The sequence below is a fragment of the Enterobacter sp. RIT418 genome, from assembly GCF_003057745.1.
Classification (GTDB): Bacteria; Pseudomonadota; Gammaproteobacteria; order Enterobacterales; family Enterobacteriaceae; genus Enterobacter.
Genome location: NZ_QBJD02000005.1, coordinates 76481 through 89822 on the forward strand (window position 1 = coordinate 76481; position 13342 = coordinate 89822).

The window sequence follows — 13342 nt, forward strand, 5'->3', positions numbered from 1 at the left end:
CAGACTAGGTTACCATTACAGCAACATTTCAAGCCGCGCACAGTCGCGGCGACCACACCTGACAGGAGTATGTAATGTCCAAGCAACAGATCGGCGTTGTCGGTATGGCAGTGATGGGGCGCAACCTGGCGCTCAACATCGAAAGCCGCGGTTATACCGTCTCCGTTTTCAACCGCTCCCGTGAAAAAACCGAAGAAGTGATTGCTGAGAATCCGGGCAAGAAGCTGGTTCCATTCTACACGGTGAAAGAGTTCGTTGAGTCTCTGGAAACGCCACGCCGTATCCTGTTAATGGTGAAAGCGGGCGCAGGCACCGATGCAGCTATCGACTCCCTGAAGCCTTACCTCGATAAAGGCGACATCATCATCGATGGTGGTAACACCTTCTTCCAGGACACCATTCGTCGTAACCGCGAACTTTCTGCTGAAGGCTTCAACTTCATCGGTACCGGCGTCTCCGGTGGTGAAGAGGGGGCGCTGAAAGGCCCATCCATTATGCCTGGTGGTCAGAAAGAAGCGTATGAGCTGGTCGCACCAATTTTGACCAAAATCGCAGCCGTTGCGGAAGATGGTGAACCTTGTGTGACCTATATCGGTGCTGACGGTGCGGGCCACTACGTGAAGATGGTTCATAACGGTATCGAATACGGCGACATGCAGCTGATCGCTGAAGCGTACTCACTGCTGAAAGGCGGGCTGAACCTCTCCAACGAAGAGCTGGCTGAAACCTTCACCGAGTGGAACAAGGGCGAGCTGAATAGCTACCTGATCGACATCACCAAAGACATCTTCACCAAGAAAGATGAAGACGGTAAATACCTGGTAGATGTGATTCTGGACGAAGCGGCGAACAAAGGCACCGGTAAGTGGACCAGCCAGAGCTCTCTGGATCTGGGGGAGCCGCTGTCTCTGATCACCGAATCCGTATTCGCTCGCTACATCTCTTCCCTGAAAGAGCAGCGCGTTGCGGCCTCCAAAGTGCTCTCCGGCCCGCAGGCTAAACCTGCTGGTGAAAAAGCGGAGTTCGTTGAGAAAGTCCGTCGCGCACTGTACCTGGGTAAAATCGTCTCTTATGCGCAGGGCTTCTCTCAGCTGCGTGCCGCATCAGACGAGAACAACTGGGACCTGAACTACGGCGAAATCGCGAAAATCTTCCGTGCGGGCTGTATCATTCGCGCTCAGTTCCTGCAGAAAATTACCGATGCTTACGCTGAAAACGCAGGCATCGCAAACCTGCTGCTGGCACCGTACTTCAAGAAAATTGCCGACGAATACCAGCAGGCGCTGCGTGATGTGGTAGCTTACGCTGTACAAAATGGTATTCCGGTTCCGACCTTCTCCGCAGCCGTGGCGTACTACGACAGCTACCGTGCTGCCGTTCTGCCTGCCAACCTGATTCAGGCGCAGCGCGACTACTTCGGTGCCCATACCTACAAGCGCACTGATAAAGAAGGCGTGTTCCACACCGAATGGCTGGATTAATCTGATTCTGCCATTCCATAAAGCCCGGTAGCGATACCGGGCTTTTTTATCTTGTAAAATCCACTCAACTCACTTTAACGGAATAGACTGCGTGAAAATTCTAGTTACTGGCGGTGCCGGTTTTATTGGCTCCGCGGTTATACGACATATTATTAGCAATACTCAGGATAGCGTTGTTAACGTTGATAAATTGACCTATGCCGGTAATTTGGAATCATTGAGTGAGGTGAGCGCCAGCGAACGCTATTTTTTTGAACACGCTGATATCTGCGATAAAGCCGCGATGGAACGTATTTTCGCGACGCATCAGCCAGATGCGGTGATGCATCTGGCCGCAGAAAGTCACGTTGATCGATCTATCACTGGCCCCGCAGCGTTTATCGAAACCAATATTGTTGGCACCTATGTTCTTGTGGAGACTAGCCGTGCGTACTGGTCTGCGCTGGACGATGTTGCTAAAGGCGCGTTCCGTTTCCATCATATTTCAACCGATGAAGTCTATGGTGATTTACCTCATCCAGATGACTCCGACGGGACGGAAGCGCTCCCCCTCTTTACGGAGGACACGGCTTATGCGCCAAGCAGCCCATATTCAGCGTCAAAAGCGTCTAGCGACCATTTAGTGCGAGCCTGGATTCGAACATATGGGCTACCGGGCATGGTGACCAACTGTTCAAATAATTACGGGCCTTATCACTTCCCTGAAAAGCTTATTCCGCTTGTCATCTTAAACGCGCTTGATGACAAGCCGCTGCCAATATACGGCAAAGGGGACCAGATCCGCGACTGGCTCTATGTGGAAGATCATGCTCGTGCGCTATATACCGTGTTAACAACGGGCCAGGTTGGCGAAACCTATAATATCGGCGGGTATAATGAGAAAAAGAACATTGAAGTTGTTCACACCATCTGCGATTTGCTTGATGAGATTGTGCCTAAAGCCGGTTCCTATCGAGAACAAATTACCTTTGTGGCCGACAGGCCCGGTCACGATCGCCGCTATGCAATAGATTCCCATAAGATCGGTAGCGAGTTGGGGTGGACGCCGCAGGAAACCTTCGAGAGTGGAATACGTAAAACCGTGGAGTGGTATTTGAACCATTCGGAATGGGTTTCTAATGTCAAAAGTGGCGCCTATAAAAGTTGGATTGAGCAGAATTATGGGGAGCGTGATAAATGACCAAGCGTAAGGGGATTATACTGGCCGGGGGCTCAGGAACGCGGCTCTACCCCGTCACGATGGCGGTCAGCAAGCAGCTGCTGCCAATCTATGACAAGCCCATGATCTATTATCCGCTCTCAACCCTAATGCTTGCTGGGATTCGGGATATCCTGATCATCAGCACGCCGCAGGACACCCCTCGCTTTGAGCAGCTGCTTGGTGATGGCTCCCAGTGGGGGCTGCGCCTGCAGTATAAAGTGCAGCCAAGTCCTGACGGGCTGGCACAGGCCTTTATTCTCGGGGAAGAGTTCATCGGTGAGGACAACTGTGCCCTGGTGCTTGGCGATAACATTTTCTATGGACACGACTTGCCGAGGCTGCTTGAGAGCGCTGCCTGTCAGGAAGAGGGCGCGACGGTTTTCGCTTACCACGTGAGCGATCCTGAACGCTACGGCGTCGTTGAGTTCGACAAAGAAGGCACGGCGATTGGGCTTGAAGAAAAACCAAAGCAGCCCAAAAGCAACTATGCCATTACCGGCCTCTATTTTTATGATAACGACGTGATCGAGATGGCGAAAAGCCTGCGCCCATCAGAACGCGGAGAGCTGGAAATTACCGATATAAACCGCCTCTATATGCAACAGGGCCGATTGTCCGTTGCAATGATGAGGCGCGGCTACGCGTGGCTTGATACCGGGACGCACCAGAGCATGATTGAGGCGAGCAATTTTATTGCTACCATTGAAGAACGTCAGGGCTTAAAGGTCTCTTGTCCCGAAGAGATTGCTTACCGCCGAGGCTTTATTGATGCGGATCAGCTTCGTAAGCTTGCAGAGCCTCTTAGCAAGACGGGATATGGACAATACCTGTTAAATCTGACCAAGGGATTAGTCTGATTTGAACTACAGCAGTGCTATTTCTTTTCGGGGCTACGCTTATTTGCAGAAGCCCCGTAAGACCGCATGGTAGCTTGGTTCGCGCAATCGCTATCGAGTCCGGCAGGTTTATCTTATTAAGTTAAACCACAACTTCGCTTACGGTATTCATCTTGACACCCAATCCTTATAAGCGATAAAAAACCTGCAGTTAATTCTTATGGTGATCTTGTCGGGATCGCCAGACTCTCAAACTCGAAGAAGTTGAACGAATGAAAATAACCATCTCCGGAACGGGCTACGTTGGCCTATCAAACGGCATTCTGATTGCGCAGAACCATGAAGTCGTTGCGCTCGATATCGTGCAGGCCAAAGTGGACATGCTCAACCAGAAGCAATCCCCGATTATTGACAAAGAGATTCAGGAATATCTTTCGAACAAGCCGCTGAATTTCCGCGCAACTACCGATAAAGAAGATGCCTATCGCGATGCGGACTACGTCATCATCGCCACGCCGACCGATTACGACCCGAAAACCAACTACTTCAATACCTCGACCGTTGAAGCGGTTATCAAAGACGTCGTGGCGATCAATCCAAACGCGGTAATGGTGATCAAGTCTACGATTCCCGTCGGTTTCACCAAATCGATCAAAGAAGAGCTGGGTATTGACAATGTCTTCTTCTCGCCGGAGTTTCTGCGCGAGGGCAGGGCGTTATACGATAACCTGCACCCTTCCCGCATCGTAATTGGCGAACGCTCGGCGCGCGCCGAGCGTTTTGCCGCGCTGCTCCAGGAAGGCGCCATCAAGCAGGACATTCCCGTGCTGTTTACGGATTCCACCGAGGCCGAGGCGATTAAGCTTTTCGCCAACACCTATCTGGCCATGCGCGTCGCATACTTTAACGAGCTGGACAGCTATGCGGAAAGCCTGGGCCTGAACACGCGCCAGATCATTGAAGGCGTATGCCTCGATCCGCGCATCGGCAATCACTACAACAACCCGTCCTTCGGCTACGGCGGCTACTGCCTGCCAAAAGACACCAAGCAGCTGCTGGCCAACTATCAGGCGGTGCCAAACAACCTGATCTCCGCGATTGTGGATGCTAACCGCACGCGTAAAGATTTTATCTCCGACTCGATTCTCGCGCGCCAGCCGAAGGTCGTGGGCGTGTACCGTCTGATCATGAAGAGCGGTTCAGATAACTTCCGCGCCTCCTCCATTCAGGGGATCATGAAGCGTATTAAGGCGAAGGGCGTGCAGGTCATCATTTTTGAACCGGCGATGCAGGAAGATGAGTTCTTCCATTCCCGCGTGATTCGCGACCTGGATGCGTTCAAGAAAGAGGCGGACGTCATCATTTCTAACCGCATGGCGGAAGAGCTGGCGGACGTGGCGGACAAAGTGTATACCCGCGATCTGTTTGGCAGCGATTGATACTCGGTTTTAAGTTCATAAAAAACCCGGCTCATTTGCCGGGTTTTTTGTTTTATACCTTGTAGAAATCGCGGTACCAGTCCACGAAGTTCTTCACTCCGTCCTTCACGGTAGTTTGCGGTTTAAACCCGATCACCTCGTAAAGCGCTGACGTATCAGCACTGGTTTCCAGCACGTCGCCCGGCTGAACAGGCATCATATTTTTCTCGGCCTTTTTGCCAAGCGCCTCTTCCAGGGCGGTGATGTAATCCATCAGTTCGACAGGCGAGCTGTTGCCGATGTTGTACACGCGGTACGGCGCAGAGCTGGCAGCGGGTGACCCCGTTTCCACGGTCCAGCTGGCATCCGTCTGGGGAATAACATCCTGCAGGCGAATAATTGCCTCTGCGATATCGTCGATGTAGGTGAAGTCGCGCTTCATCTTGCCGTAGTTATAGACGTCGATGCGCTTGCCTTCAATCATCGCTTTGGTGAATTTAAAAAGCGCCATATCCGGGCGGCCCCACGGACCATACACGGTGAAGAATCGCAGGCCGGTGGTCGGCAGGTTGTAAAGGTGCGAGTAAGTGTGCGACATCAGCTCGTTGGCTTTTTTGGTCGCAGCGTAAAGTGAAACCGGGTGGTCTACGGCGTCATCCGTCGAGAACGGCATCTTGCGGTTCAGGCCGTACACGGAGCTGGAAGAGGCGTACAGCAGGTGCTGAACCTTATTGTGGCGGCAGCCTTCCAGCACGTTGAGGTGACCCACCAAGTTGGCGTCGGCATAGGCATGGGGGTTTTCCAGCGAGTAGCGAACCCCCGCCTGTGCGGCAAGGTGGATCACGCGGTCAAACTTCTCTTCAGCAAACAGCGCGGCCATCCCCTCGCGGTCGGCGAGATCCAGCTTGTGGAAGGTGAAATTGTCGGATTTAAGCAGATCCAGACGTGCCAGCTTAAGATTGACGTCGTAGTAGTCATTCAGATTATCAATCCCAACAACCCTGTGTCCGGCCTCGAGAAGCCGTTTACTAACCTGAGAGCCGATAAAGCCCGCTGCACCTGTAACCAAAAATTTCATATTAATCCTTATCAAATTCTTGCGGGTGCCTCTGCGCACCAGACTGCGTCCATGATAGCGCGACGCGCAACGGTTGCCTAACCCATCTTTCCGATACAACTAATCGGATTCTTATAGAAAAATCCCCAGTAAACGATAAACTGTGCAGATAAATTTTTTTTGCGCTTTTTTTGCTGTTAAGGATTGTATGACGCAGAACGACAATAGCCCGGTCACGCGAAGCAATGACCCGGAGCAGATTGATTTACTTGATTTAGTGCTGCAGCTGTGGCGTGGGAAGTGGGTAATCGGTGCATTTGTCGCCGTGTTTATTGTTCTTGCGGTCGCATACCTGGCGGTTGCCAAAGAGAAGTGGACGTCAACGGCCATCATCGCCCAGCCGGATGCCGCGCAGGTTGCAACGTACAGCAACGCGCTAAATATTTTGTACGGCACTGCTGCGCCGGGCATGCTGGATATTCAAAACCGCGTAATCGGTCGTTTTAATGCGTCGTTCTCGGCGTTATCGCAGGCGCTAGAAAATCAGGACGTTCCGGAAAAGCTGGTGATTGAACCTGCCGTTAAGGGGCAGCCGCTGCCGCTTAACGTCTCCTATACCAGTGAGTCCGCGGAAGCGGCGCAGAAACAGCTCGCGCAATACATTCAGCAGGTTGATGAACAAACGGCAAAAGAGCTGATCGTTGACCTGAAGGACAACATCAAGCAGCAGATAAAGACTCTCGATGACTCGCTGGAAAACCAGGAGAAAGTCGCGCAGGAGCAGAAAGATCTGCGCATCAAGCAAATCACCGAAGCGCTGAAAAATGCCGAGGCTGCGAAAATTACCTCTCCGCGGCTTCAGCAGACGCAGGACGTCACTCAGGAAACCCTGTTCCTGCTCGGAAGCGAAGCGTTGAAATCGATGATTGACAACGAAGCGTCTCGCCCGCTGGTTTTCTCCCCGGCCTATTACCAGACCAAGCAGTCTTTGCTGGATATTCAGAATTTAAACGTTGAGCCCGATACGCTTCACGTTTATCGCTACGTGATGAAGCCGGATTTACCTATTCGTCGCGACAGCCCGAAAAAGGCCATTACGCTGATCCTGGCCGCGCTGCTTGGCGGGATTATCGGTTCTGGCGTCATTCTGGGGCGTAACGCTTTGCGCAACTACACGCCAAAAGCGTAATGCTTAAATAAAAAAAGGGCCGGGTCTCCCCGGCCTTTTTTATTGGTGACGTTTTCGCAAATTCTCAATTACCGCCGTCAGGTCCAGCTCCTGATCCTGCAGCAGCACCAGCAGGTGGTACATCAAATCGGATGCCTCATTCGTCAGCTCTTCCCGGTCGTGCACGGTGGCGGCCAGGGCGGTTTCAACGCCTTCCTCACCCACTTTCTGCGCAATACGCTTGGTGCCGCTGGCGTAAAGCTTCGCCGTATAAGAGCTGGCGGGATCTGCGGTTTTACGCTCGGCCAGCAGCTGTTCCAGCTGATACAGGAACAGCCACTGGTGGCCCGCTTCGCCAAAGCAGCTGCTGGTGCCCTTATGGCACGTTGGGCCAACAGGATTTGCCAGCACGAGCAGGGTGTCGTTATCGCAGTCTGGCGTAATACTGACCGCGTTGAGGAAATGGCCCGAGGTTTCGCCCTTGGTCCACAGGCGCTGCTTCGTGCGTGAGAAGAACGTCACTTTTCCGCTATCAAGGGTTTTCGCCAGCGCGTCCTGATTCATATATCCCAGCATCAGCACCTCGCCGGAAACGGCGTGCTGTACGACCACCGGCAGCAATCCGTCCGTTTTTTCCCAGTCCAGCTGCGCCCGTTGTTGCTCTGTTAACATACCCTGATCTCCACGCCCTGGTCGGCCAGGAACGTTTTTAACTCACCAATATTGATAATCTGCTTGTGGAACACGGACGCCGCCAGCGCGCCGTCAACGTTCGCGTCCCGGAAGGCTTCAAGAAAGTGTTCCATCGTGCCCGCGCCGCCGGAGGCAATCAGCGGCACGCTGCACGCCGCGCGCACCTTCTTCAACTGTTCGAGATCGTAGCCATTACGCACGCCGTCCTGGTTCATCATGTTCAATACGATCTCCCCCGCGCCGCGCTTTTGCACTTCTTTTACCCAGTCCAGCGTTTCCCACTGGGTGACGCGGGTACGGCTCTCATCGCCGGTGTACTGATTGACGTGGTATTTGCCGGTTGCGTCGTCAAACCAGGTGTCGATACCGACCACGATGCACTGTACGCCGAAGCGATCCGCCAGACGGGTAATCAGCTCCGGGTCGGCGAGGGCGGGCGAGTTGATGGAAATTTTGTCAGCGCCAAATGAGAGTATTTTGGCCGCGTCTTCGGCGGATTTGATCCCGCCCGCCACGCAGAAGGGAATATCAATCACCTCGGCGACGCGCGCCACCCAGCTTTTGTCCACCACGCGCCCGTCGCTGGAGGCGGTGATATCATAAAATACCAGCTCGTCTGCGCCCTCATCGGCATAGCGCTTTGCCAGCGGAACGATGTCGCCGATGATTTCATGGTTGCGGAACTGCACGCCTTTCACCACCTGGCCGTCACGCACGTCCAGACACGGGATTATCCGTTTTGCCAGCATTGAATCGCCTCCGTCACCGTAAATTTTTCTTCAAGTAAAGCGCGCCCAACGATCACGCCGCGCACGCCGGTTCCGCGCAGGGCGGCAATATCCGCCAGTCCGCCGATGCCCCCGGACGACTGAAACGACACCTGCGGATAGCGCGCGCAGACTTCTTCATATAACGAAACGTTCGAACCGGCCAGCGTCCCGTCTCGCGAAATATCGGTGCACAGCACGTGCTTCAGGCCAACCGGCAGGTAAATATCAACCAGCGCCTCAAGGGTTACGCCGGAGTTTTCCTGCCAGCCGCTGACGGCAACCTGCTTGTTGCCCAGTTCGTCAATACGTACGTCCAGCGCCAGCACCAGCGCGTCTGCGCCAAAGCGGCGGAACCAGCCTTTTACCGTTTCAGGATCTTTTACGGCGGTAGAACCTACCACCACGCGCGCCACGCCCGCGTCCAGCAGGGCCGCAACGTCCTCTTCCGTCCGTACGCCGCCCCCAACCTGGACGGGAACATTCACGCCGGCGACCAGTTTTTTGAGCAGCGGGATCTGGCGCTTCGCCGGATCTTTTGCCCCCGTGAGGTCGACCAGGTGCAGAACGTCCGCACCCTGGGCCGCGTAATCCTGCAGGCGCGGCAGCGGATCATTGCCGTAGTCGCGCTGCTGGCCGTAATCGCCCTGATGGAGACGAACAACCGTGCCGTCAATTAAATCCAGTGCGGGAATAATCATCACATCTCCAGGAAGTTTTTCAGCAGCTGCGCGCCTGCGGCGCCGGAGCGTTCCGGGTGAAACTGCACGCCAAAGAAGTTATCTTTCTGTACCGCCGCGGTAAACGCTTCACCGTAGTTGCACTGGGCGATGGTGTACGCGTTAACCGGCATGGCATAGCTGTGCACAAAGTAAAAATAGCTGCCGTCCTCAATGCCGCGAAACAGGCGGTCGCCCGCCTTCGGGTAGACGCGGTTCCAGCCCATGTGCGGCAGCGGCAGGCCGTGGTCCGTCATTTTCGGCACGTCCTCTTCAATAATGCCAAGCAGGTCGACGCCGTTAGATTCTTCGCTGCGGCGGCCAAGAAGCTGCATGCCGAGGCAAATTCCCAGCACCGGCTGGGTGCAGGCCTTGATTAAATCGACCAGCTCGCGCTCGCGAATTTGGTCCATCGCCGCCTGCGCCGTTCCTACGCCCGGCAGAAAGAGCTTATCCGCGCGCAGCACCACGTCCGGGTCGCGGCTCACCGCGGGCTCGTAGCCGTGGCGGGCAATGGCCGATTTCACCGAGTTGAGGTTGGCGCATCCGGTATCCAGAATCACCACGTTCATCACAGCACTCCTTTTGACGAGGGCAGGGCGTCACCTTCCACGCGAATCGCCTGGCGCAGGGTGCGGCCGAAGGCTTTAAACAGGCTCTCCACGCGGTGGTGATCGTTTTTGCCTTTGGTTTTCAGGTGCAGCGTCAGGCCCATGGTATAGGTCAACGAGCGGAAGAAGTGCTCCACCATTTCGGTACTCAGATCGCCTACGCGCTGGTAGGTAAAATCGGCTTTGTATTCCAGGTGCGGACGCCCGGAGATATCCATCGCGCAGCGCGCCAGGCATTCGTCCATCGGCAGAACGAAGCCAAAGCGGTTAATGCCGCGCTTGTCGCCCAGCGCCAGCTTGAGCGCCTCGCCCAGCGCCAGGCCGGTATCTTCCACGGTGTGGTGGTCGTCAATGTAGAGATCGCCTTTCACCGTAATCTCCATGCGGAAGCCGCCGTGGGTGGCGATTTGGTCCAGCATGTGGTCGAAGAAGCCCACGCCGGTGTGGATCTTGCTGCCGCCTTCGCGGTCCAGCCAGACCTTCACGTCAATCTGCGTCTCTTTGGTATTACGCTCCACGTGGGAGTAGCGGTCGCGCCTGGTGAGCTGCTCGCCGATTTTCGCCCAGTTCAGATCGCGTGCGTCGTAGCGCAGGCCCGCAATGCCCATATTTTCTGCGAGCGTCATGTCGGTGGCGCGGTCGCCGATGACGTAGCTGTTGGCTTTGTCCAGCGCCTCGTCGGCAAGATAGCGCTCAACGAGCTTCACCTTCGGCTTGCGGCAGTCGCACTCGTCGGCAGGCATATGCGGGCAAATCAGTACCTCGTCAAACTTCACGCCCTGAGAGGTGAGGATCTGCATCATCAGGTTGTGCGGACCGTCAAAGTCCGCCTGCGGGAAGCTCGCCGTGCCGAGGCCGTCCTGGTTGGTGATCATCACCAGCTTAAAGCCCGCTTTCTGCAGCTTCAGCAATACCGGGATCGCGTCCGCTTCAAACGCCAGCTTGTCGAAGCGATCGACCTGAAAATCGCTGGGTGGCTCCGAAATAATCGTGCCGTCACGATCGATAAAGAGGTACTTCTGGCTCATACTTTCTCCGCTTTCAGGGCGTCAATCACGCGCTGGCTCTCTTCGCGCGTGCCTACGGTAATGCGCAGGCAGCCGCTTAAGGATGGTTGTTTATTCTGGTCTCGTAAGATAATGCCCTGATCCCACAAAGATTTAAATACGGCGCTGGAGGCCGTAAAGCGCGCCAGGATGTAGTTGGTTTCGGAATCAAACACCTGCTCCACGCAGGGAATCGCCTTCAGCGCGCTGACCAGGTACTGGCGTTCCTGCAGAATGTTTGCCACGCGCTCGCGCATCGCGTTGATCCCCTGAGGTGTCAGCGCCTGTGCCGCAATGTCCGCAACCGGCGTTGAGAGCGGGTAGGGGGCGATCACCTTCAGCAGCAGGTCAATGACCTCTTTATTCGCCAGCGTAAAGCCGCAGCGCAGGCCGGCGAGCGCAAAGGCTTTGGACAGCGTGCGTAAAATCACCAGGTGCGGGTATTCCTCAAGCCAGCCCGCCAGCGTGGCCTGAGGGCAAAATTCGATATAGGCTTCGTCGGCCACCACCAGCGCCTTGCCGCGCGTCATCTCCAGCAGCGTGCGAATATCCTGCGGATTGATAATTTGCCCGGTCGGGTTGTTGGGGCTACAGACGAAGACAACCTTCACGCCGTCAAGGCTGTCGGCAATGCCCTGTAAATCCAGCTGCCAGTCGTCCAGCGCCTGCACGTTGCGGCAGGCAACGCCGAAGGTTTCCGCGCTGACGCTGTACATGCCGTAGGTTGGCTGGCAGTACATCACCGCATCTTTGCCCGGCTCGCAGAACGCGCGGATCAGCAACTCGATCCCTTCATCCGCGCCGCGGCTGACCAGCACCTGCTCCGGCTTCACGCCCGCATACTGCGCATAGTTTTCGATCACCGCTTTCGGCTGACACTCCGGATAGCGGTTCAGCGTCTGCTGCGAAAGCTCAAACTGCACCGCGGTGGGGTATTCGTTGGCGTTTAGCCAGACGTCGCCGCTGCCGCCGAGACGGCGAGCTGACTGATACGGAGTCAGTCGACGAACGTTTTCGCGGGCTAATTCTTCAATGTTCATGCTTGCTCCTTCAGGGCGGCGACGCGCAGCGTCACGGCGTTTTTGTGGGCGGTCAGGCGCTCGGCGGCGGCCAGCGTTTCAATGGTGGCCGCGAGCGAGGCAAAGCCTTCACGGGAAAGCTCCTGCACGGTCATGCGTTTCTGGAAATCGGCCAGCCCCAGGCTCGAACAGGTCGCGGTGTAGCCGTAGGTCGGCAGAACGTGGTTTGTGCCGGAGGCGTAATCTCCCGCAGACTCCGGCGACCAGTCGCCGAGGAACACCGAGCCCGCGCTGGTGATGCTATCCACCAGATCCCGCGCGCGGCGGGTCTGAATAATCAGGTGTTCAGGACCGTACTGATTAGAGATGGCAATACACTGCTCAAGGTCGCGGGTCACGATCAGGCGGCTGGCAGAGAGCGCCTGGCGCGCCGTCTCTGCACGGGGCAAATCGGCAAGCTGCCGCTCGACCGCTTCGCCCACGCGCTTTGCCATTGCGGCGTCCGGCGTCAGCAAAATCACCTGCGAGTCCGGGCCGTGCTCCGCCTGTGAAAGCAGGTCGGAGGCCACGAAGTCGGGGGTTGCGCCGCTGTCGGCAATCACCAGCACTTCGGACGGCCCGGCGGGCATATCGATCGCCGCGCCGTCCAGCCGCTGGCTGACCTGACGCTTTGCTTCGGTAACAAAGGCATTGCCCGGCCCAAAGATTTTATCTACCTTCGGCACGGACTCGGTGCCGAAGGCCAGCGCCGAGATGGCCTGCGCGCCGCCAACATTGAATATCTCCTGCACGCCGCAGAGCTTCGCGGCATAGAGGATCTCATCGGCAATCGGCGGCGGTGAGCAGAGCACCACTTTCTGACAGCCGGCAATGCGCGCCGGAGTCGCCAGCATTAATACGGTAGAGAAAAGCGGGGCCGACCCGCCCGGAATGTAAAGGCCGACGGAAGCCACCGGACGCGTCACCTGCTGGCAGCGCACGCCGGGCATCGTCTCCACGTCTACCGCGGGCAGTTGCTGCGCGGTGTGGAAGGTTTCAATATTTTTAACCGCCACGGCCATCGCCCGCTTGATCTCATCGCCGAGGCGGCCTTCCGCTTCGGCAATCTCCCGCTCGGTGACCCTTAACGCGTCGACCTCGGTTTTATCAAACTTTGCGCTGTATTCGCGCAGCGCGTCATCGCCGCGGCGCTTAACGTTCTCCATAATTTCGGCGACGGTGCGGGTGATGCTTTCCGAGGCTGAAATTGCCGGGCGCATCAGTAATTCACGCTGCTGCTCTTCGGTGCAGCTATTCCAGTCGATGAGGGTGTTAAAGGTCATGGCG

At 55.9% G+C, this 13342-nt stretch carries 13 protein-coding genes; 5 read left to right on the top strand and 8 right to left on the bottom strand.

Annotation, left to right across the window (positions count from 1 at the left end; all coding sequences use genetic code 11):
• Window positions 1-74 precede the first annotated feature (74 nt).
• The 4 genes from gndA (at window position 75) to ugd (ending at window position 4957) form a co-directional block, all read left to right on the top strand.
• Window positions 75-1481 (top strand): NADP-dependent phosphogluconate dehydrogenase, encoded by a 1407-nt coding sequence (gene gndA / locus DBY73_RS07080; RefSeq protein WP_112010477.1) that lies wholly within the window; start codon window positions 75-77, stop codon window positions 1479-1481.
• Between the two features lie 91 nt (window positions 1482-1572).
• Window positions 1573-2661: a dTDP-glucose 4,6-dehydratase gene (rfbB, locus tag DBY73_RS07085; protein WP_112010478.1), complete on the top strand. Its 1089-nt coding sequence runs from the start codon at window positions 1573-1575 to the stop codon at window positions 2659-2661.
• A complete protein-coding gene (gene rfbA, locus DBY73_RS07090) occupies window positions 2658-3539 on the top strand; it encodes a glucose-1-phosphate thymidylyltransferase RfbA (RefSeq protein WP_112010479.1) in 882 nt (293 codons plus the stop codon). The genes rfbB and rfbA overlap by 4 nt, the downstream gene beginning before the upstream one ends.
• A 251-nt stretch (window positions 3540-3790) precedes the next feature.
• Window positions 3791-4957, top strand: coding sequence for a UDP-glucose 6-dehydrogenase (ugd, locus tag DBY73_RS07095; protein WP_112010480.1), 1167 nt, complete (start codon window positions 3791-3793; stop codon window positions 4955-4957).
• 52 nt (window positions 4958-5009) lie between these two features.
• On the opposite strand, the gene DBY73_RS07100 is transcribed toward ugd, so the two are convergent.
• Window positions 5010-6014: an NAD-dependent epimerase gene (locus DBY73_RS07100; protein ID WP_112010481.1), complete on the bottom strand. Its 1005-nt coding sequence runs from the start codon at window positions 6012-6014 to the stop codon at window positions 5010-5012.
• Window positions 6015-6201: 187 nt separating this feature from the next.
• On the opposite strand from DBY73_RS07100, the gene wzzB reads away from it, so the two are divergent.
• Entirely contained in the window at window positions 6202-7182 is a 981-nt protein-coding gene (gene wzzB, locus DBY73_RS07105) for an LPS O-antigen chain length determinant protein WzzB (RefSeq protein ID WP_112010482.1), read from the top strand.
• Between the two features lie 39 nt (window positions 7183-7221).
• Here wzzB and hisIE read toward each other — a convergent pair whose 3' ends face one another.
• The 7 genes from hisIE to hisD are packed head-to-tail and all read right to left on the bottom strand — an operon-like array spanning window position 7222 to window position 13338.
• Entirely contained in the window at window positions 7222-7833 is a 612-nt protein-coding gene (gene hisIE, locus DBY73_RS07110) for a bifunctional phosphoribosyl-AMP cyclohydrolase/phosphoribosyl-ATP diphosphatase HisIE (protein ID WP_112010483.1), read from the bottom strand.
• On the bottom strand, window positions 7827-8603 hold the full coding sequence (gene hisF, locus DBY73_RS07115) for an imidazole glycerol phosphate synthase subunit HisF (RefSeq protein ID WP_112010484.1): 777 nt from the start codon (window positions 8601-8603) through the stop codon (window positions 7827-7829). The genes hisIE and hisF overlap by 7 nt, the downstream gene beginning before the upstream one ends.
• Window positions 8585-9322 (bottom strand): 1-(5-phosphoribosyl)-5-[(5-phosphoribosylamino)methylideneamino]imidazole-4-carboxamide isomerase, encoded by a 738-nt coding sequence (gene hisA / locus DBY73_RS07120; protein ID WP_112010485.1) that lies wholly within the window; start codon window positions 9320-9322, stop codon window positions 8585-8587. The genes hisF and hisA overlap by 19 nt, the downstream gene beginning before the upstream one ends.
• Entirely contained in the window at window positions 9322-9912 is a 591-nt protein-coding gene (gene hisH, locus DBY73_RS07125; RefSeq protein WP_112010486.1) for an imidazole glycerol phosphate synthase subunit HisH, read from the bottom strand. Before hisH ends, hisA begins: the two co-directional genes overlap by 1 nt.
• The gene (gene hisB / locus DBY73_RS07130) at window positions 9912-10979 is read right to left on the bottom strand and encodes a bifunctional histidinol-phosphatase/imidazoleglycerol-phosphate dehydratase HisB (RefSeq protein WP_112010487.1); all 1068 of its coding nucleotides are present in this window, start codon (window positions 10977-10979) and stop codon (window positions 9912-9914) included. The genes hisH and hisB overlap by 1 nt, the downstream gene beginning before the upstream one ends.
• Window positions 10976-12037 carry a histidinol-phosphate transaminase gene (hisC, locus tag DBY73_RS07135; RefSeq protein WP_112010488.1) on the bottom strand — a complete coding sequence of 354 codons (1062 nt, stop codon included), beginning with the start codon at window positions 12035-12037 and terminating at the stop codon, window positions 10976-10978. Before hisC ends, hisB begins: the two co-directional genes overlap by 4 nt.
• The gene (gene hisD, locus DBY73_RS07140) at window positions 12034-13338 is read right to left on the bottom strand and encodes a histidinol dehydrogenase (protein ID WP_112010489.1); all 1305 of its coding nucleotides are present in this window, start codon (window positions 13336-13338) and stop codon (window positions 12034-12036) included. Before hisD ends, hisC begins: the two co-directional genes overlap by 4 nt.
• Window positions 13339-13342: the final 4 nt, after the last annotated feature.